The 20,353-nt window shown below is 71.2% G+C and carries 10 protein-coding genes; all 10 read left to right on the plus strand.

Annotated elements, in window-relative coordinates; all coding sequences use genetic code 11:
- Positions 1 to 64: 64 nt before the first annotated feature.
- From YIM_RS17055 to YIM_RS17100, 10 genes are read left to right on the plus strand one after another with little or no spacing between them, the layout of a single operon-like run.
- Positions 65 to 1,027 carry a ParB/RepB/Spo0J family partition protein gene (locus YIM_RS17055; RefSeq protein ID WP_153031291.1) on the plus strand — a complete coding sequence of 321 codons (963 nt, stop codon included), beginning with the start codon at positions 65 to 67 and terminating at the stop codon, positions 1,025 to 1,027.
- Positions 1,027 to 4,047 (plus strand): non-ribosomal peptide synthetase, encoded by a 3,021-nt coding sequence (locus YIM_RS17060; protein WP_153031292.1) that lies wholly within the window; start codon positions 1,027 to 1,029, stop codon positions 4,045 to 4,047. The genes YIM_RS17055 and YIM_RS17060 overlap by 1 nt, the downstream gene beginning before the upstream one ends.
- A complete protein-coding gene (locus YIM_RS17065) occupies positions 4,044 to 5,804 on the plus strand; it encodes an amino acid adenylation domain-containing protein (RefSeq protein WP_153031293.1) in 1,761 nt (586 codons plus the stop codon). The genes YIM_RS17060 and YIM_RS17065 overlap by 4 nt, the downstream gene beginning before the upstream one ends.
- Complete coding sequence (locus YIM_RS17070; protein ID WP_153031294.1) at positions 5,801 to 8,701, plus strand: type I polyketide synthase; 2,901 nt, start codon at positions 5,801 to 5,803, stop codon at positions 8,699 to 8,701. Before YIM_RS17065 ends, YIM_RS17070 begins: the two co-directional genes overlap by 4 nt.
- Positions 8,694 to 9,800, plus strand: a complete 1,107-nt coding sequence (locus YIM_RS17075; protein ID WP_228004791.1) for a MupA/Atu3671 family FMN-dependent luciferase-like monooxygenase — start codon at positions 8,694 to 8,696, stop codon at positions 9,798 to 9,800. The genes YIM_RS17070 and YIM_RS17075 overlap by 8 nt, the downstream gene beginning before the upstream one ends.
- Positions 9,797 to 13,759, plus strand: coding sequence for an amino acid adenylation domain-containing protein (locus tag YIM_RS17080; protein ID WP_153031295.1), 3,963 nt, complete (start codon positions 9,797 to 9,799; stop codon positions 13,757 to 13,759). The genes YIM_RS17075 and YIM_RS17080 overlap by 4 nt, the downstream gene beginning before the upstream one ends.
- Positions 13,752 to 14,978: an MFS transporter gene (locus tag YIM_RS17085; RefSeq protein WP_153031296.1), complete on the plus strand. Its 1,227-nt coding sequence runs from the start codon at positions 13,752 to 13,754 to the stop codon at positions 14,976 to 14,978. The genes YIM_RS17080 and YIM_RS17085 overlap by 8 nt, the downstream gene beginning before the upstream one ends.
- Positions 14,975 to 18,052 carry a non-ribosomal peptide synthetase gene (locus YIM_RS17090; protein WP_153031297.1) on the plus strand — a complete coding sequence of 1,026 codons (3,078 nt, stop codon included), beginning with the start codon at positions 14,975 to 14,977 and terminating at the stop codon, positions 18,050 to 18,052. Before YIM_RS17085 ends, YIM_RS17090 begins: the two co-directional genes overlap by 4 nt.
- On the plus strand, positions 18,052 to 18,798 hold the full coding sequence (locus YIM_RS17095; protein WP_153031298.1) for an SDR family oxidoreductase: 747 nt from the start codon (positions 18,052 to 18,054) through the stop codon (positions 18,796 to 18,798). Before YIM_RS17090 ends, YIM_RS17095 begins: the two co-directional genes overlap by 1 nt.
- A 15-nt stretch (positions 18,799 to 18,813) precedes the next feature.
- Entirely contained in the window at positions 18,814 to 20,343 is a 1,530-nt protein-coding gene (locus YIM_RS17100) for a PqqD family protein (RefSeq protein WP_153031299.1), read from the plus strand.
- Positions 20,344 to 20,353 lie beyond the last annotated feature (10 nt).

Raw genomic sequence — 20,353 nt, forward strand, 5'->3', positions numbered from 1 at the left:
GGCTCGGTCAAGCTCGATTTTCGGTTGTGCGCTGGGCGATTCTCGCAAGGGGGAGAGAGTCCGAATGTCGGTGTGGTCGATAACCGGAGCGGCGGAATGCGCGCTCGACGATCCCGGTGCGGTGACGATGATCAGGGTCGGGCTGCTGCTGCCCGCCGACTCACCACGCGGTGAAGGGGAGTCCGAGGAGCACGTGCGGGCGCTGGCGGAGCTGGACGAGCCGCTGCCGCCGATCGTCGTCCGCCGGTCGACGCTGCAGGTGATCGACGGCATGCACCGGCTGCACGCGGCCAGGGCGCGGGGCGCGGAGAAGATCAGCGCGGTGTTGTTCGACGGCACCGACCAGGAGGCGTTCCTGCTGGCGGTGAAGCTGAACACCACGCACGGCCTGCCGCTGAGCCAGGCCGATCGCAAGGCCGCCGCCGCGCGCATCCTGGACGGGTTCCCGCAGTGGTCGGATCGCGCGATCGCTTCGGTGGCCGGGGTTTCGCCGAAGACGGTCGGCGCCATCCGGCGGCGTTCAACCGGCGCGCTTCCCCGGTTGAACGATCGGGTCGGGCAGGACGGCCGGGTCCGCTCACTCGATGCCGCGGCCGGGCGAAGACGGGCGCGCGAGGTGATACTGGCCGAGCCGGACGCCTCGCTGCGGACCATCGCGTCGCGCGCGGGCATCGCACTGGCGACCGCCCGCGACGTGCGGGAACGCATGCGCCGCGGGGAAGATCCGCTGCCACCGGGAACGCGGGCGCACCGGCGGTCGCCCCAGTGCCCGCCGGTGACCGTGACCGATCTGACCAACGACCCGTCGATGCGGCACAGCGAATGCGGCCGTGCGGTACTCCGCCTGCTGAACCTGCATCCGCCGGACGCGCAGGACTGGGCGCGCCTGGCGGCGAGCGTGCCGAGCCATCGCGCGGAGGCGGTCGCCGAGGCCGCGCGCCGGTGCGCGAACTCGTGGCAGTCCTTCGCGGAAAGCCTGGAACGCCGCGGTGACCGCGAGAACGAACCGCGGAAGGCGTCGGTCTGATGACGGGTGTGCACGAGCTGTTCGAACGGCGAGTGGATCAGCACCCCGGAGCACCCGCGGTGGAGTTCGCCGGGTTGCGCCTGAACTACCGCGAGCTGGACGAGGCCGCGAACCGGCTCGCCCACCACCTGCGCGGGCTCGGCGCCGGCCCCGGGGTGCGCGTGGGCATCTGCCTCGAACGCTCCGCCGATGTGGCGATTTCCGTGCTGGCCGTGCTGAAGGCGGGCGGGGTCTACGTACCGCTCGACCCCGAGTACCCGCCGGAGCGGCTGGCCTACATGGCCGGTGACGCCGGGGTTTCCGTGCTGGTGACCAACGAGCGCAACCGGGGGCTGGTCGTCCGCGGGCAGGTGGCCGATCTCGACCGGGATCGCGCGGAGATCGACCGGCGACCGCGGGAACGCCTGGGCGGCACGACTTCCGCCGAGGCGCCGGCGTTCGTGCTCTACACCTCCGGCTCGACCGGACGGCCCAAGGGCGTGCTCACCGCGCACCGATCCGTGGTGCGGCTGGTGTGCGGCACGAACTACCTGCGCCTGACGCCGGAGGACCGGGTCGCGCAGGGTTCCAGCTGTTCCTTCGACCCGCTCACCTTCGAGCTTTGGGGCCCGCTGCTGAACGGCGGCAGCGTGGTCGTGCTGGCCAAGGAGGTGATGGTCGATCCGGACGCCCTGGCCGCCGAACTGCGCCGCGACGGGGTCACCGTGATGTTCATGACCACCTCGGCGTTCTACGCGGTGGTGCGGCGGAAGCCGGATACCTTCGGCTCGCTGCGGGAACTGATCGTCGGCGGGGAAGCCCTCGAAGCGGGCCGCGTGCGGGAGCTGTGGCGGGCACGGCCTCCGGAGCGCCTGATCAACGTGTACGGGCCGACCGAGACGACCACCTTCGCCACCTGGTTCGACCTGACCGGACCACCCGATGGTGACGGCATCCTGCCGATCGGCGCGCCGGTCGCGGGCACCGAGGTCCACGTGCTGGACGAGCACGGCGAACCGGTCGCCCCGGGTTCGGTCGGCGAGCTGTACCTCGGTGGCGCCGGAGTGGGCATCGGTTATCTGGGACGGCCGGAGTTGACCGCGGAAAGGTTCGTGCCGGACCCGTCCGGCGAGGGCACCCGGCTCTACCGGACCGGCGACCACGTGGTGCGGCGCCCGGACGGCGTGCTGGAGTTCGTGCGGCGCATCGACGGTCAGGTCAAGATCCGGGGTTTCCGCGTCGAAATCGGGGAAGTCGAAGCGCGGCTCAAGGAGCACCCGGCGGTGCGGACGGCTGCCGTGGTCGCCACCGAACGGGACGGCGGGCGGCGGCTGGTCGCCTACGTCGTCCCAGAGCAGGGGAAGCGCCTCGCCGCGGTGGACCTGCGCGCGTTCCTGCACCAGAGCCTGCCGGACTACATGGTGCCGCCGGACTTCGTCACGCTGGACGCACTTCCCTTGTCGGCCAACGGAAAGGTCGACCGAGCCGCGTTGCGTGCCGCGCCGGTACCGGAGGTGAACGCCGAACCCGCCGTGTCCGCGACCCCGGTCGAAGAGGTGCTGACCGAGATCTTCGCCGATGTGCTGGAAGTTCCGCGGGTCCGTCCCGACGACGACTTCTTCGCGCTCGGTGGTGATTCGCTGCGCGCGACCCGGCTGACCGCCCGGGTCAACGAGGTGCTCGGCAGCCGGCTCCCGTTGCGCGCGTTGCTCTCCGGGCCGAATCCGCGGGCACTCGCGGCCCACCTCGGCGACGAGCGCGGCACGGCACCGGGGCCGCGGGAACGGCCGGAGTCCATCCCGTTGTCGTTCGCGCAGCAGCGGCTGTGGTTCATGGACCAGATCGAGCCGGGCAGCTCGCGGTACAACGTGCCGATCACCCTGTCGCTCAGGGGAAAGCTGGACCGGTGGGCGCTGGGCGACGCCTTGAACGCGGTGATCGCGCGACATGAGGGGCTGCGCACCACGTTCCCGTCCCCGCGGGGCAGGCCGCACCAGGTCGTCGCGGACGAACTCCGCATCGATCTACAGTGGACAGATCTGCCCGGCGATCCGGACCGCCTGGCCATCGAGGACGCGAACGCGCCGTTCGACCTGGCCACCGGGCCGCTGGTGCGGGCGAGGCTGATCCGGCTCGGCGAGGACGAGCACCGCCTGCTCCTGGTCTTCCACCACATCGTGATCGACGCGTGGTCGCTCGACATCGTGCTCCGCGAACTGGGCGAGCTGTACGCGGGCAAGTCGCTCGCGCCGGTCACCCTGCAGTGCCCTGACCACGCGATCTGGCAACGGGAATGGCTGCGTGGCGAAGCGCTCGAAGACCTGCTGGCGTACTGGCGGAACGCGCTCGGCACGGAGGTGCCCGCGCTGGAACTCCCGTACGACAAAACGGGTTCGCCGGACGGGTTCCACGGTGCCGTCGTGGTGCGCGGGATCGACGCCGCGCTGGTGGGCGAGCTGCGGGCGCTGAGCCGTCGGCACGGGGTCACGCTGTACATGACGCTGCTCGCCGCGTTCCAGCGCCAGCTGGCGCGGTGGACCGGTGCCGACGAAGTCCTCGTCGGCACACCGATCGCCGGGCGGACCGCGCCCGAACTGCGGAACGTGGTCGGCTGCCTGATCAACATGGTGCCGGTGCGCGCCGACCTGTCCGGCGCCCCGGACTTCGCCGATCTTCTCGCGGCTGTGCGCGCGGACACGCTCGGCGCGTTCGCCCACCAGGACCTGCCGTTCGACCGGCTCGTCGAGGAGTTCGGCCCGCGGCGACGGCCACGCGACTTCATGCCGCTGTTCCGCGTGATGTTCAGCTTTCTCGACGCGCGCGAGTTGCCCGAACTCCCCGGCATCGAGGTGGGTTACGAACTCGGCTGGCCACAGAACGCCGCCCAGTTCGCGCTCAGCCTGGTCGTCGAGGTGACCGGGCCCGAACTGAAGACAACGCTGCAGTACGACAGCGACCGGTTCACCCCGGAAACCGCGACGGCCGTGCTCGACGACTTCGAGCACACCCTGCGCGGCACCATCAAGGAGGATTCCCGTTGAGTGAATGCGTCCACGAGTGGTTCGCGCGGCAGGCCGCGCTCCGCGGTGATGCGGTCGCGGTGGGCTCGGGCCGGGACACCCTGACCTATCGGCAACTCGACCAGCGCGCCAACCGGCTGGCCCGGCACCTGCGTTCGCTCGGGGTGGGGCCCGAGGTGCTGGTGGGGGTGTGCGCCGAACGTTCGCCACGCCTGGTGCTCGCGTTGCTCGCGGTGCTCAAGGCGGGCGGCGCGTACCTGCCGCTCGACCCGGCTCATCCCGACGACCGCCTGGCGAGGCTGCTGGCCGACGCCGCGGCACCCGTACTGATCACCGACGACGTGGACCGATCGTTCGGCGCGCCGTCCATGGTGGACACAGTGGATCTCGCCCGCGCCGAACTGGACGGCTATCCGGAAACCGCGCCGGAAACCGGTGTCCGGCCGGAGAACCTGGCCTACCTGATGTACACCAGCGGATCGACCGGCGAGCCCAAGGGCGTCATGGTCGAGCACCGCAACGTGACCAGGCTGTTCACCAGCACCGCCGGCCTGTTCCGGTTCGGCCAGGACGACGTGTGGACGCTGTTCCACTCGGTGGCCTTCGACTTCTCGGTGTGGGAGTTGTGGGGCGCGCTGCTGCACGGCGGACGGCTGGTCGTGGTGCCCCGCGACGTCACTCGCGCACCCGAGCGGTTCGCCGCCCTGCTGTGCGAGGAAGGCGTCACCGTGCTCAACCAGACGCCGGGCGCGTTCCGCCAGCTCGTCGCCGAGGACGAACGCGGCCTGCCCGGCGCGCTCGCACTGCGGCTGGTGGTCTTCGGCGGTGACGTGCTGCCGTTCGGCCTGCTCGAACCGTGGTTCGCCCGGCATCCCGGCACCTCGCTGGTCAACATGTACGGCATCACCGAGACCACGGTGCACGTCACCCACCGCCCGCTCACCCCGGCCGATCCCGCGACCGCGCCGGGCAGCATGATCGGCCGCGCCCTGCCCGACCTGTCCGTGCGGTTGCTCGGCCCGGACGGGGAAGAGGCCCCGGAGGGCGAGATCCACGTGGGCGGCGCCGGGGTGGTCAGGGGATATCTCGGCAGGCCCGCCCTGACCGCCGAACGCTTCCTGCCCGATCCGCACGGCACGGGCACGCGGTGCTACCGGACCGGTGATCTCGCCCGTGCGGCCGGTGCGGACGACCTGTGCTTCCTCGGCCGGGCCGACGCGCAGGTCAAGATCCGCGGGCACCGGGTGGAGATCGGTGAGGTGGAGGCCGCGCTGAACGCGCACCCGTCGGTCAGTGCCGCCGCCGTGCTCGCCCATCCCGACGAGTCGGGTTCCCAGCGCCTGACCGCGTACTGGGTCAACGGCGCGGTCGACGGCCCGAGCGCGGCGGAGCTGCGCGGTCATCTCGCCGGGAAGCTGCCCGAATACCTGCTGCCGAGCGGGTACGTGCGGCTGGACCGGCTGCCGCTGACCGCCAACGGCAAGGTCGACCGGCGCGCACTGCCCGCACCGGAGACCGAGCGCCCCGAACTCGCCGAGCCGTACGCCGAGCCGACCACCGACCTGGAGGAAACGCTCACCCGGATCTGGGCGGACGTGCTCGGCCTCGACCTGGTCGGCATCGACGACGACTTCTTCGAGCTGGGCGGGCATTCGCTGCTGGCCGCGCAGGTGGTCGCCGAACTGCGGAACCGGCTCGGCGTACCGGCCACCCTGCGCCTGCTGTTCGACCAGCCGACCGTCCGCACCTTCGCCGCCAGGATCAAGGAGGCATCGTGAGCGAGCACGTGGCCGTGATCGGGATGAGCGCGCGCTTTCCCGGGGCGGCGGACCTCGAAGAGTTCTGGCGCCTGCTGGCCGGCGGCGAGGAGGGCATCCGGCACTTCACCCCCGAAGAACTCGTCGTGGAGGCCGATCCCGCGTTCGTGCCCGCCGCGGGCGTCCTGGACCACCCGGCCGAGTTCGACGCGGATTTCTTCGGTTTCACCAGGGCCGAGGCCGAACTGACCGATCCGCAGCAGCGCCTGTTCCTGGAGGGTTCGTGGCAGGCGCTGGAGGACGCGGGTTACGTGCCGTCGGCCTTCCCCGGCCGGATCGGCGTGTTCGCCGGTGCCTCGACCACGCGGTACCGCGCCGAGCGGATCGGCGACGGCGACCGGTTCCACCCGATGCAGGTGGCCATCGGCAACGACCTGGACATGCTCGCGCTGCAGGCGTCGTACCACCTGGACCTGCGCGGGCCGAGCATGACCGTGCAGACCACCTGCTCCTCGTCCGCGGTCGCGATCCACCTGGCCGCGCAGAGCCTGCTGCTGCACGAGTCCGATCTCGCGCTGGCCGGTGGCGCCGCGGTCCGGTTCCTCGAGCCCCGCGGTTACACCTACGCCGAGGGCGACATCTCCTCACCGGACGGCCACTGCCGCCCGTTCGACGCCGAGGCGGCGGGCACCGTCGCCGGGGACGGCGTCGGCGTGGTGGTGCTCAAACGGCTCGACGAAGCGGTGGCCGACGGGGACCACGTCTACGCCGCGCTGCTGGGTTCGGCGGTGAACAACGACGGCCGCGCCAAGGTCGGCATCACCGCGCCCTCCCCGGACGGGCAGGCCGCGGTGATCGCCGAAGCCCTCGCCGTGGCCGGTGCCGACCCCGCCACCATCCAGTACGTCGAGGCCCACGGCACCGCGACCAGGCTGGGCGACCCGATCGAGGTCCGCGCGCTGAGCACGGCCTTCGGCGCGAGCGCGAAGCGGTGCCTGCTCGGCTCGGTGAAGTCCAACATCGGGCACGCCGACGTGGCGGCGGGCGTGGCCGGGGTGATCAAGCTGGCACTGGCGCTGGACCGGCGGTACCTCCCGCCGACGCTGAACTACACCGCGCCCAATCCGGAGATGTCGCTGGCCGACACGCCGTTCCGAGTGGCCGCCACCGGAACGCCGTGGCCGGAACGGGACCAGCCGTCACGGGCCGGGCTGAGTTCGTTCGGCATCGGCGGCACCAACGCGCACCTCGTGTTCGAAGCGGCGCCGCGGACCGAGCGGGCGGCGCCGCCGCGCCGGGGCTGGCAGGTGCTGCCGCTGTCCGCGCGCACCCCGGCCGCGCTGGACGCCGCGACCGACCGGCTCCTGCGTCACCTCGAAGAAAACCAGGAGGCCGAACTGTCCGATGTGGCTTACACGCTCCAGGTCGGCCGCACCGCTTTCCGGCACCGCCGGACCATCGTCTGCCGCGACCGCACCGGAGCACCGGCGGTGACCGGTACCGCCAAGAGCACCGAACCCAGGGTGGTGTTCCTGTTCCCCGGCCAGTCGAGCCAGTACCCGGGCATGGGCGCGGAGCTGTACCGCGCCGAGCCGGTGTTCCGGTCCACTATGGACGAATGCGCGGACCTGCTCGGCTGGGACGTGCGGGAGGCGGCCTTCACCGGCTCGGCCGAATCGCTGCGCCGGACCGAGCACACGCAGGCCACCGTGTTCTGCGTCGACTACGCGCTGGCGCGGCTGCTCATGTCGTGGGGGATCCAGCCGGACGCGATGCTCGGGCACAGCCTCGGTGAGTACGTGGCCGCTTGCCTGTCCGGGGTGTTCTCACTGCCGGACGCGCTCGCCGTGGTGTCGGCCAGGAGCCGGCTGATGGCGGACCTGCCCGCCGGGCGGATGCTGGCGGTCGCGGCCGGGCCGGAGGCGCTCGGCGGAGAGCTGAACCTGGCCGCGCTGAACGGCCCGGAGTCGACGGTGATCTCCGGTACGGCCGAGGAAATCGAGCAGGCGCGGGAAAAACTGGCTGCCGACGGCATCGCGGTCCGCGAGCTGCGGACCTCGCACGCGTTCCACTCGGCGATGATGGACCCGGCGCTGCCCGGCATCCGGGAGGCGGTCGGCGCGGTCACCCGTGGCGCGCCACGCATTCCGTTCCTGTCCAATGTGACCGGTGACTGGATCACCGCGGACCAGGCCGCCGACCCGGACTACTGGGCGAGGCACACCCGCGCGCCGGTCCGGTTCGCCGACGGGGTCACCACCGCACTCGGACTCAGCGACGCGGTGTTCGTCGAAGCCGGTCCGGGGAACGCGCTGAGCGGACTGGTACACGGGCGCGCCGACGCGGTAACCCTGTTGCGGCGGAGCAAGAACGGCGCCGTCGAGGAAGCGCGTTCGGTCACCGAGGGGCTGGCCGCCCTGTGGCGCCACGGGGTTTCCGTCGACTGGACGGCGTTCGGCCACGGCCGCCGGGTTTCCCTGCCCACCTACCCCTTCCAGCGCGAACACCACCTGCTGCCGAAACCGGGAGAGGCGCCCCACCCGGTCGCCGAAGCCGAGCCGGTCCCCGAACCGGCGTGGGAGCCCGGTCGCGCCTGGCCCGAAGACGCACTCGTCCGCGAGGTCGCCGAGGTCTGGCACGAGGTGATCGGCATCGACGACTTCGGTCCCGACGACGACTTTTTCGAGCTTGGCGGCAATTCACTGAGCGCCATCCAGATCGTCTCGCGGTTGCGGCAGCGGTACGGCCAGTTGCCGATGAGCGTGATCTTCGAGGCGCCGACGGTGGCCGAAGTGGCTGTCGCGATCCGCGCCCACCAGGCCGCGGGCGTCGATCCCGCGACCCTCGAGGCCCTGCTCGGCGAGGTCGAGAGCGGCGTCGAGAGCAGCACGGCAACCAGCGGAGGTTCGCATGACTGACACCACCCACCGGGCCGCGTCGCGGGCACCGCGCTCCCGCCCGCGACGGCCGACGAGCACGATGGACTTCACCCTGTTCTTCTTCTCCGGTGACGGCACGGGCAGCGGCCACGGCAAGTACCGGCTGCTGCTGGACTGCGCCGAGTACGCCGACGCGCACGACTTCACCGCGATCTGGGTGCCGGAACGGCATTTTGTCGATTTCGGCGGCCTCTACCCGAATCCCTCGGTGCTGGCGGCGGCACTGGCCGCGCGGACCGAGCGGATCCAGATCCGGGCGGGCAGCGTGGTGGTGCCGCTGCACCACCCGGTCCGGATCGCCGAGGAGTGGGCGATGGTGGACAACCTCTCGGGCGGGCGTACCGGGATCGCCTGCGCCTCGGGCTGGCATCCGGACGACTTCGTGCTGGCACCCGAGCGCTACCAGGGCCGCAAGGACGAGATGTTCGCCGCGATCGAGACGATCCGGCGGCTGTGGGCCGGGGAAACCGTCGAGCTGACCGGACCGGAGGGCAACGTGGTCGGCGTGCGGACGCTGCCGCGGCCGTTGCAGCCGCAGTTGCCGATGTGGATCTCCTCGCAGGGCAGCATCGACACCTTCCGGCGGGCGGGCGAGGTGGGCGCGCACGTGCTGACCGGGCTGGTCGCGCAGCGGCTGAGCGATCTCGGCGAGAAGATCACCGCCTACCGCACCGCATTGGCCGAAGCCGGGCGCGATCCGGCGCTGGGCAAGGTATCCGCGATGGCGCACACCTTTCTCGGCCCGTCCGACGCGGAGGTCAAGGAACTGGTCCGGGCGCCGCTGATCGGGTACCTGCGCAACTTCCTGTCCCAGCAGGACGGCACCGGCGGGGAGTTCAGCCCGCTCAACGAGGAGGAGCGGGAGGCCATGCTGGCCGCCAGCTTCGAGCGCTACTTCGCCACGATCACCCTGATGGGCACGCCGGGCAAGTGCGAAACCCTGGTCGAGGACCTGGTCGACATCGGCGTGGACGAGGTCGCCTGCCTGGTCGACTTCGGCCTCGAACCGGACACCGTGCTCGGCGGGCTGCGGTACCTCGACGAACTCCGGGCGCGGTACAGCGGGGAGCGGGCATGACCGACCTCGCCGGCCGCCTCGCCCGGCTCACCCCGGAGCAGCGGGCGCTGCTGGACGCCAAGCTGCGCGCGCAGAGCGCGGAGCTGAACCGGCTGAACCGGGTACCGAAGCGCGAGCGCGCGAACCGCGTCCCGCTGAGCGTGGACCAGGAGCGGATCTGGCTGATCCACCAGTTCGACCCGGCCGACCCGGTCTACAACGTGCACTTCGGCGCCCGGCTGGCCGGCGAGTTGTCGATCGACGCGCTGGAACGGGCGGTGAACGCCTTCGCCGCCCGGCACGAAGCCCTGCGCACCACCTTCGAAACCGACGGCCTGCGCCCGGTGCAGGTGATACACGACGAGCTGCCGATCAAGATCCGCCACGCCGTCGCGCGCGACCTGGCCGACGCGCACCGGCTGGCCGGTGAGGAAGCGAGCGTGCCGATCGACATCGTGCACGGCCCGCCGATGCGGGTGACGCTGTTCCGGCTCTCCGAGCGCGAGCACGTGATGGTCGTCGTGGTCGACCACCTGGTGTGGGACCGCGGGGTCACCGGCATGTTCGAAGGCGATCTGGTGCGGTTGTACAACGCGTTCGCCACCGGTGCCGAGCCCGGCTTCCCGCCACTGGAGATCCAGTACGCCGACTACGCCGAATGGCAGCCGCTCTGGTTGCGCGAGGAGCTGCACCGGCGGCAGATCCCGTACTGGACCGACCGGCTCGCCGGGGCGTCGATGGTGCTCGAACTGCCGCCCGACCACCCGCGCCCGCCGGTGCAGACGTTCAACGGCGCGCGCTACCGGTTCCGGATGAGCCGTGAGCTGACGCTCGGGCTGAAGGCGCTGGCCCGCCGCGAAGGCGTGACGGTGAACGTGACGCTGCTGGCCGCGTGGTACGCGTTGCTGCACCGGTACACCGGCGAAGAGGACCTCATCGTCGGCACCACGTCGTCGACCCGCAGCCGCCCGGAACTGGAGCCGATCGCCGGGTACTTCCTGACCATGCTGCCGTTGCGCACCACGGTGACGCCGGAGCAGACCTTCCGCGAGCTGATCGCGGCCACCCGGGCGACCATGGTCGGCGCGTTCGCTCACCACGACACGCCGTTCGGCGCGCTGCTCGACGAGCTGGACATCGAACGCGATCCCAGCCGCAACCCCGTCTACCAGGTGTCGTTCATCTTCGTCGACTTCAACGAGCCGGCGGTGCCCATGCACGGGCTCGAAGTCGAGCAGCTGACCTTCGACAACCACACCGCCAAGGACGACTGCATGCTGTGCGTCTGGGACGAGGAGGCGGTGGCCGACCACTTCTTCGGCCTGTTCGAGTACAACACCGACCTGTTCACCGAAGAGACCATCGCCCGGATGTGGCGGCACCTCGAACGGCTGCTGGAACAGGTGGCGGTCGACCCGGAACCGCGGCTGCGCGAGCTGTCGCTGGCCGGTCCGGACGAGGTCGAGCTGGTGCTGCGCGACTGGAACCGGACCACAGTGGACGGTCTGACCGCGGTCGGTGTCGAGGAACTCGTCCGACGACAGGCACTGTCCACGCCGGACGCCATCGCGGTCGTCTGCGGGGAGGAATCCCTGACCTACGCGGAACTCCTGGACCGCGCGCTCCGGCTGGCGGGTCACCTGCGTGAACGCGGCGCGCGGCCGGAGACGGTCGTCGCGGTGTGCCTCGACCGCTCACCGGAGCTGCTCGTCGCGCTGCTCGGCGTGTTGCTGAGCGGGGCCGCGTACCTGCCGCTCGACCCGGCGCACCCGGCGGAACGACGCGCGGCGATGACCGCCGACGCCGGGGCGCTGCTGGTGGTCACCGAGGAAACGATGCGAGCCACCGCCGAGCCGCTTGACGAACTTCCCGTCGTACCACCGGATTTCCTCGCCTACGTCATCTACACCTCGGGCTCGACGGGCAAGCCGAAGGGCGTCGAGGTGACCAGGGGCGGCCTGGTCAACCTGGTCCGGTCGCTGGCGGGGGAGATCGCGCTGAAACCGGACGACGCGCTCGTCGCGGTCACCTCGGTGTCCTTCGACATCGCCGGGTTCGAGCTGTACGCGCCGCTGATCACCGGCGGGCGCGTGGTCCTGGCGCGGACCGCGGAGATCCGCGATGGCCGCCGCCTCGCCGCGTTGCTCGACGACGCGGGCGCCACGGTCATGCAGGCGACCCCGAGCGCGTGGCAGCTGCTCCTCGAAGCTGGCTGGCGCAACGACCGCGGCCTGCGGGTGATCACCGGCGGCGAACCGCTGCCGCCGTCGCTGGCGGCCGAGCTGGTCACCAGCCGGACCTGGAACGTGTACGGGCCAACCGAAACCACGATCTGGTCCACGGCCAAGCCGATGGACACCGGCACCGAGCGGATCTCCATCGGCAGGCCGCTGGCCAACACCGAGGTCTACGTGCTCGGCGAAGACCTCGAACCGGTGCCGATCGGCATGCCGGGCGAGCTGTACCTGGGCGGAGCCGGGGTGGCGCGCGGCTACCGGGGTCGCCCGGAACTGACCGCCGGGCGGTTCGTGCCCGATCCGTTCTCCGGCCGGGCGGGCGCGCGGTTGTACCGCACCGGCGACCAGGTCCGGTTCGCCGCGGACGGGAATCTGTACTTCCTCGGCCGCGACGACGGGCAGGTCAAGTTGCGCGGCTACCGCATCGAACTCGGTGAGGTGGAAACCCGGCTGGCCGCGCATCCGCGTGTGCGCCAGGCGGTGGCGGTGATCCGCGAGGACCGGCCCGGCGACCGGCGGCTGGTGGCCTACACCCGCGGTGAGGCGACACCGGAGGAACTGCGCGCGCACCTGGCGACCTTCCTGCCCGAGTACATGATCCCGTCGGCGTTCGTGCCGGTGACCGAGTTCGCGCTGACCACCAGCGGCAAGATCGACCGCAAGGCGCTGCCCGCCCCGCCCGCCCGGCGCACCGGCGACTACACCCCGCCCCGCGATCCGGTCGAGCTGGAGGTCGCCCAGGTGTGGGAGGAGGTGCTCGGGGTCCGGCCGGTCGGCCTGCGCGACCGCTTCTTCGATCTCGGCGGGCATTCCCTGCTGGTGCTGCGGCTGATGGCGGAGATCGAACGCCGCTTCGGCCAGGAACTGCCGATGGCGGCGATCTTCCAGGGCGCCACGGTCGAGCGGTTCGCGCACATGCTGCGCGAGGGCTACCGGCCACAGGAACGCGAACACCTGGTGGAGATCAAGGCCGGGGGAGCGGGCACACCGCTGTTCTTCGCACATCCGGCGGGCAGCGAGGTCGTCTGCTACATGCCGTTCGCGAAACTGCTGGCGGGACGGCCGTTGTACGCGATCGCGGCCCCGGCGCAACCGGACGCGGGCTTCGCGGATTTCGAGGAACGTGCCGCGGCCTATGCGGACTTGATGCGCGAGGTCCAGCCGAACGGACCGTACCTGCTGGCGGGCTGGTGCTACGGCGGGATCAACGCGTTCGCCATCGCCCGATCGCTGGAAGCGCGGGGAGAACAGGTTTCGCTGCTGTTGCTGGACGCCTACGGCCCCGAGGAAATGGCCGACGACGAGGACCCCGGTCGCGCGGCGATCGTCGAAGGGCTCGCGCTCAACCTCCAGTGGGACCGCACCGACGACCTGAAGTCGCTGGACGAACTCGCCGCGCTGACCGACGACGAGCAACTCGACTACCTGCTGATGCTGGCGCGCCGGGGCGACTACCTGCCGCAGGACGCCGGCCGGGAGCAGATGAATGCCTTTCTCGGGTTGTGGACCGCCAACCTCCGGTTGTCCTGGCGCTACCGGCCGACGCCGATGCGCGGGCCGATCACCCTGATCCAGGCGCGCGAAGAGGACCCGGCGCTGTTCACCAGCTGGCGTCCGCTGGCCGCGGGCGGGTTCGACGTCCGGCTGGTCGGTGGCAACCACTACACGATGATGCGCGAGCCGCGCGTCGCCGAGGTCGCCGCGGCCGTGGACGCCTGCCTGCCCGGAGTCGCGGATGCTTGAGCTGCTGCGCGACCCGGTCTACATCCGCTACTGGCTCGCCGTGGTGGTCTCCTTCCTCGGCGACGCGATGACCCGGATCACGCTCATCTACGTCACCGCCCAGCTGACCGGCAGCCCGAGCATGATCGCCGTGGTGGTGTTCGCGCAGCTGCTGCCGCAGGGCGCGCTCGGCGCCTTCGCCGGTCCGCTGATCGACCGGCTGCCGAAGCGGGCCGTGCTGGTCACCGCCGATCTCACGCGCTCGCTGGTGGTCGGTTCGATGATCTTCTTCACCGACTCGATCTGGACGCTGCTCGCGCTGATCCTGCTTTCCGGCGTGGGCACGGCGTTCTTCGAGACCGCGCGGATCGCCGCGGTGCCGACGATCGTCGCGGGCAAGAGCCTGCCGACCGCGATCGCGTTGTTCCAGAGCACCTACCAGACCATCCAGCTGGTCGGGCCCGCCGTCGGCGGACTGCTGCTCACCTTCGCCGGGACCGGGCTGGTGCTGGCCATCGACGCGGCCACCTTCGGAGTTTCGGCTCTGCTGCTGGGAAGCCTGACCGTGCTGCGGCACGTGCCGTCGGCGACCGGCACCCGCGAGCCGTACTGGCGCTCGCTGGGCACCGGGATCCGTGGCGTGCTGGCGATCCCGTCGCTGCGCTTCGTTTTTGTCGCGCTGATTCCGGCGACCGCGGTGTTCGGCTTGTTCACCACGAACTTCAACGCCGAGCTGCTGACCGTGTTCGACCTGCCCGCCGCCGGGTACGGGTTCGCGCAGGCGAGCCTGGCGGTGGGCTCGGTGCTCGGCGCGCTGCTCGGGCCCATGCTGATCCGGCGGTACCGCGCGCCGAACACGCTGCTGGTGGTGGCGATCGCGGCGTTCGGCGTGGCGCTGCTCCTGCTCGCTCCCACGCAGTGGCTGTGGGCCCGCGTCGGCATCGCCGCGGTGCTGCCGTGGTGCCTGGTCGCCGGGCTGTTCGCGAGTCTCTACCAGGTGCCCGCGGCGAACACGCTGCTCGGCGACCTGCCCGAGCACCTGCGCGGCCGGGGTGTCGGCCTGCTGAACACCACGACCTACGGCCTGACCCTGATCGGGGTGGCCATCGGCGGGGTGCTGGCGGTCGGCGTCGGGGTGGCCGCCTCGGTGGTCATCGCCGGTGCGGCGCTGGTGCTGATCGCCGGCGCGCTTCTGCTGCCCTACGCCCGAGTCACCAGGCACACCGAGGAGCCGGTATGACGATTCCGCTTTCGGCCGCGCAGCGGCGCCTGTGGGTGCTCGCCGAACTTCGCCCGGACGATCCCTTCTACAGCATCCCCTTCGCCATCGACCTGACCGGCGAACTCGACGTCCCCGCGCTGGAACGGGCGGTCACCGGGATCGTGCGGCGGCACCCGCCACTGCGCAGCAGCATCCGCCGCGACACCACCGGGGAGCTCGAGCACGTGGTCCACCCGGCCGGACCGGTCACGATTCCCTTGGTGGAACCGGCGATCGAGGAGCGGTTCGCGGCCGAGCCGTTCGACCTCGCCAACGGACCGCTGTTCCGGACCGCGCTCGTGCGCCACGGCCCGCGTGCGCACCGGCTGCTGGTGAACGTGCACCACATCGTCTTCGACGGCCCGTCACTGCACCTGTTCATGGCCGAACTCACCGCGCTGTACCGGGGCCGCGAGCTGCCCGAGTTGCCGATGACCTACGCCGAGTGCCTGCGGGCGCAGCCGCCGGCGTCGGTGCGGTACTGGACCGACCGGCTGTCCGGCGCGCCGGAGGCGATGGAACTGCCGCTCAAGTGCGCCCGCCCGGCCACCAGCGAGCACCGGCTGGTGCGGCATTCCCGGTTGCTGCCACAGGAAGTCGCCGGCCCGCTCGTGACGTTCGCCCGGCGCAAGCGCGCCACCGCGTTCATGGTCACCAAGGCCGCCTGCGACGTCCTGCTGCGCCAGCACGGCGCGCACGACGTGCTGGTCGGCGTGCCGCTCGCCGGCCGGGACAGCGCCGAATCGGCCGGGCTCATCGGCTACCTCACGCGGCCGGTGGTGCTGCGCACCGTGCTCTCCGACGAGTTCACCTTCACCGACGTGCTCGGCCTGGTCCGCGAGGACGTGCTGGACGCGCACACCCACGGCGAGCTGCCGTTCGACGCGGTGCTGCCCGCGCTCGGGGTGGCCAGGGATCCCAGCTACGACCCGTTCCACCAGGTGATCTTCGGTTATGTCGGCAAGCTGCCGGTGGAGGTCACGGCCGGGGTCGAGTTCCGCGCGGCCTATCTCACCGTGCCGACCACCGCGGTGGAGCTGGAGATCACCGTGCACGAGACCGACGGCGGCCTGCGCGCGGACTTCGACTACCGGGAGGACCTGTTCGACTCCGAGACCATCGAGGCGATGGCGGCCAGGCTGGAGACGATCCTGCGCCGGGCCGGTGCCGATCCGCTGGCCACGGTGGGGGAGCTGATCCTGCCGGACGAGGCCGAGTACCGGCAGGCGGTGGTGACGTGGAACAGCACCCGCGCGGAGTATCCGGCCGGGCGTGGCATCCACGAGCTGGTCGAGGACCAGGCCGACCGCACCCCGGCCGCGATCGCGGTGGTGGACGGCGATCGCAAGTGGACCTACCGCGAACTCGACGAGCGCGCGAACCGGGTGGCGCACCAGCTCAACGCGCTCGGGGTGACTCCGGAGGCCGCGGTGGGGGTGAGCCTGCCGAGAACGGCCGAACTGCTCGCCGTGCTGCTCGGCATCTTCAAGGCGGGCGGGGTTTACCTGCCGCTGGAGCGGAACCTGCCGGTGCAGCGATTGCGCGCGATGGTGGAGGATGCCGCCCCGGTGGTGATCATCGCCGATGAGTCCGATGAGTCCGATGAGTCCACTGTGGATATGGGCCCGCCGGTGGTCCCCCCGGCCACCGGCGGGCCCGTCGACCGCGTGCGGTACCCGGTCGAGGCGGGCAACGCGGCGTACATCCTCTACACCTCCGGGTCCACCGGCGGACCCAAGGGCGTCGTGCTGGAGCACCGCAACCTGACCAATCTGCTGACCTGGGCCCACCGCGAACTCGGCACGGCGGCCTTCGTCTCGGTGCCGTTCATCAGCTCGCTGTCCTTCGACGTGTCGATGTGGGAAATCTTCACCACGCTGACCTGCGGCGGGAGCGTGCTGATCGCCGAGGACGCGTTCGGCCTGCGCGAGCGCACCCCGGTGAGCCTGCTGACCGCGGTCCCGTCGATCCACGCCGAACTGCTGAAGCTCGGCGCGGTACCGGCGGCCGCGCGCACGATCGTGTCCAACGGTGAGGTGCTGCCGCCGTCGGTGCTCGCCGGACTCGCCGGTCTCGGCACCGCCGACACCATCTACAACATGTACGCGCCAACGGAAACCACCACGTTCTCGCTCTTCAACGTGGTGCGTCCGGGTGAACCCATCCCGCTCGGCCGCCCGATGGACAACACGATGGCGTACGTGCTGGACCCGCACCTGCGGCCGGTGCCGCCGGGCGTGGTCGGGCAGCTGCACCTCGGCGGGGCCGGGATCACCCGCGGCTACCTGAACAAGCCGTCGCTCACCGCGGACCGGTTCCTGCCCGATCCGTTCACCGACGAGCCCGGCCGCCGCATGTACGCCACCGGCGACCTGGTCCGGCACGCGCCGGACGGCCGGATTCTCTTTGTCGGCCGCGCGGACCACCAGGTCAAACTGCGCGGTGCCCGTATCGAACTCGGTGAGGTCGAGGCGGCTCTGTCTGCGCACCCGGCGGTGAGCGAGGCGTGCGCGGTGGTCCTGCGTGGCGGTACCGACTCGCTCGCCGCGGCCGTGGCGCTCCGCGCGGGCGAAGCCGCCGACGCCGCCGGACTCCGCGCCCACCTGCGGGAACTGCTGCCCGGTTACATGGTGCCCGACCGGATCACCATCGCCGACGTGTTGCCGCTGCTGCCGAGCGGGAAGCTCGACCGCAAGCGGATCACCCAGGACCTCGCGGCCGGACCCGTCGCGGTGGAAGAAGATCCACCCGCGAGCGAGGCCGAGGATCGGGTCGCGGCGGCCTGGGCGGCGGTGCTCGGCCACCCGGTCGGCGTGAACCGGAACTTCTTCGAGGCCGGTGGCAATTCGCTCGCGCTGATCACCCTGCGGGAGCGGTTGCGCGAGGATCTCGGCCGGCCGGTGCGGACCGTGGAACTGTTCCGGCACCCCACGATCCGGGCCATGGCGGCGTTACTGGCGAACGGGGACCAGGCCGCGGTCCGGCCGGAGCTGACCGGCCGGGTACTGGCCCGCCGGGCGGCCATCACCCGGCGGACCGCGGAGCGGCGCTGATGGACGTCACCGAATGCCGGGCCATCGTCACCGGTGCCGCGAGCGGACTCGGCCGGGCGTGCTGTCTCGGGCTGGCCGAAGCGGGCGCCGAGGTGGTGGCGGTGGACAGCGATCGGAAAGGGCTGGATTCGCTGGCGGGCGACCGGATCTTCGTTCAGGAAGCCGACGTCACCAGGGAGTGTGAGGTCGCGAGCGCGGTGGACGCGGCCTTCGCCCGGCTCGGCCGCGTGGACGTGCTGGTGAACTTCGCCGGGATCTACCGCGACGGCCTGCTGGTCAAGGACATCGGGGAGGGCGACTTCGTCTCGATGCCGCTGGCGCAGTGGCGGGCCGTGATCGAAACCGATCTCACCGGCACCTTCCTGCCGGTGCGGGAAACCGCGTTGCGCATGGTGCGCGACGGCGTCCGGCCGGGCGTGCTGATCACCGTCTCCTCGGTGTCCCGCAATGGAAATCCCGGACAGGGCAACTACTCCGCGGCGAAGGCGGGCGTGGTCGCGTTCACCCGGTCCGTCGCGCTGGAACTCGCGCCGCACGGCATCCGCGCGGCCGCGATCGCGCCCGGCTTCATCGACACGCCGATCCTGTCCGCGATGGACCCGGACCGGCTTTCCGCGCAGGTGGACGAAATCCCGGCACGACGGCTGGGCACGCCCGCCGAAATCTTCGCCGGGGTCCGGTTCGCCATCGAATGCGAATACTTCACCGGCCGCTGCCTCGAAATCGACGGCGGCTTGTCGTTCTGACCGAATTCGAGGGGGATGAAGGCTTTGCCCGACCACAGAACGCCGTCCGCGGCCGGTCTGCGCGCGCTGCGCGAGCAGACGCTGCACCGGCTGCGGACGGCCATGACCGAGACCAACGGGGGCGGGGCCCAGCGCTGCGCCGAGCGGCTGCTGGCCGTGCTGCCCAAGCGAAAGCTCCAGGACAACGCCGTGCTCGTCGCTTACGGCGGCGGCAAGGACAGCTCGTATTCACTGGCTTTCTGCCGGGCCGTGCAATTGATGGTGTACGCGGAAAAGGGGGAGACCTTCCGCCTGCGCACGGTCACCAACCGGCACGCGGGCATGCCGAAAGCGGTGATGGAGAACATCGACCGCGCGTACCGGGCGCTGCGCATCCCCGAGGATCCCGGCTGTGAGGCGCTGCTGGTCGACGGGGACGAGGTCAAGCCGTTCCGCGCGGACGAAGCGCTGGCGCCGCAGGTGGTCGCCCGCAACCGGGTCGACCTGCTGATGACCGGGCACCGCACGTTCGCCGAGCCGCGGCCGACCTTCTGCAACGCCTGCAACCTGAGCATGGTGAACTCGTTCGGCGCCGCGGCCGCGCACGACGGCGGGGTGGACGTGATCATCACCGGTGATTCCCCGGCGGAGCAGCGTTCCTACTACCTGTGGGTCAACCGGCTCGCGCGCAGTTACGGCCAGCACCTCGACAAGTCCGCCGAATCTGGGTTCCGCCGGTTCCTGGAGAAAGCCGACGACCTGGCGCAGGCGTACTTCACCGACATCTTCGGGCCGGACGCGGAAACCGAGGTCGGCGACCGCCGCGTCACCCACGACGTCCCGCACGAGCTGCGGTTCTTCTCCATCTACGACGACACGCGGTACTCCGCGTCCGGGCACTGGCACCTGCTCAACGACCACCTCGGCTTTGTCTTCGACGACCTGGCCTTCAGCTTTACCGAATCGGACTGCGGCACGCCGACGGTCATGGCGCACCTGCGCGGGCTCAAGTGCGAGCGGCTCTACCGGCGCAGCTACCGGGAAGGGCTGGAAGAGTACGTCGAATTCGCGCTCGAACTGATGCGCCGCAAGGAGTTCCCGGAGCGGCTGATCGACACCATGCGCGAGCGCTACGCCGATGACCGGGACGGCGAACGCATGCGTGCCAAGGCGAACGCCTTCGCGCTGGACGCCTTCGGCCTGACCGAAGCGCAGCTGATCTGCATGATCTACTCGCCGTTCCCCGGCCGGGGCGAGCGCCTCGACGGTTATCTGGAAGCCGAGCAGCCCGACCTTTTCCCGCGTGCCGCGGAAATCCACGCGCTGCTCGCCGCGCCGGACACCGAGGACGGTGGTGGGCTGGCCGCCCGGCTGGAGTCGTGCAGCGGGCTCGCCCTGGACCGGTTGCGGGTGCTCTACCGGAGCCCGCCGGCCGGCCAGGCCGGTCCGGCCGACGGCAAGGACCTGATGGGCGCGATCCTCGCCGGGGATCCGCACAAGGCGGTCATCCCGACCCGGCACACACCGGACGGCCCGGTGGTGCACGAGCTGATCAGCGGTCGCTGAGAGGAGCAGG

It is taken from the genome of Amycolatopsis sp. YIM 10, from assembly GCF_009429145.1.
GTDB lineage: Bacteria > Actinomycetota > Actinomycetes > Mycobacteriales > Pseudonocardiaceae > Amycolatopsis.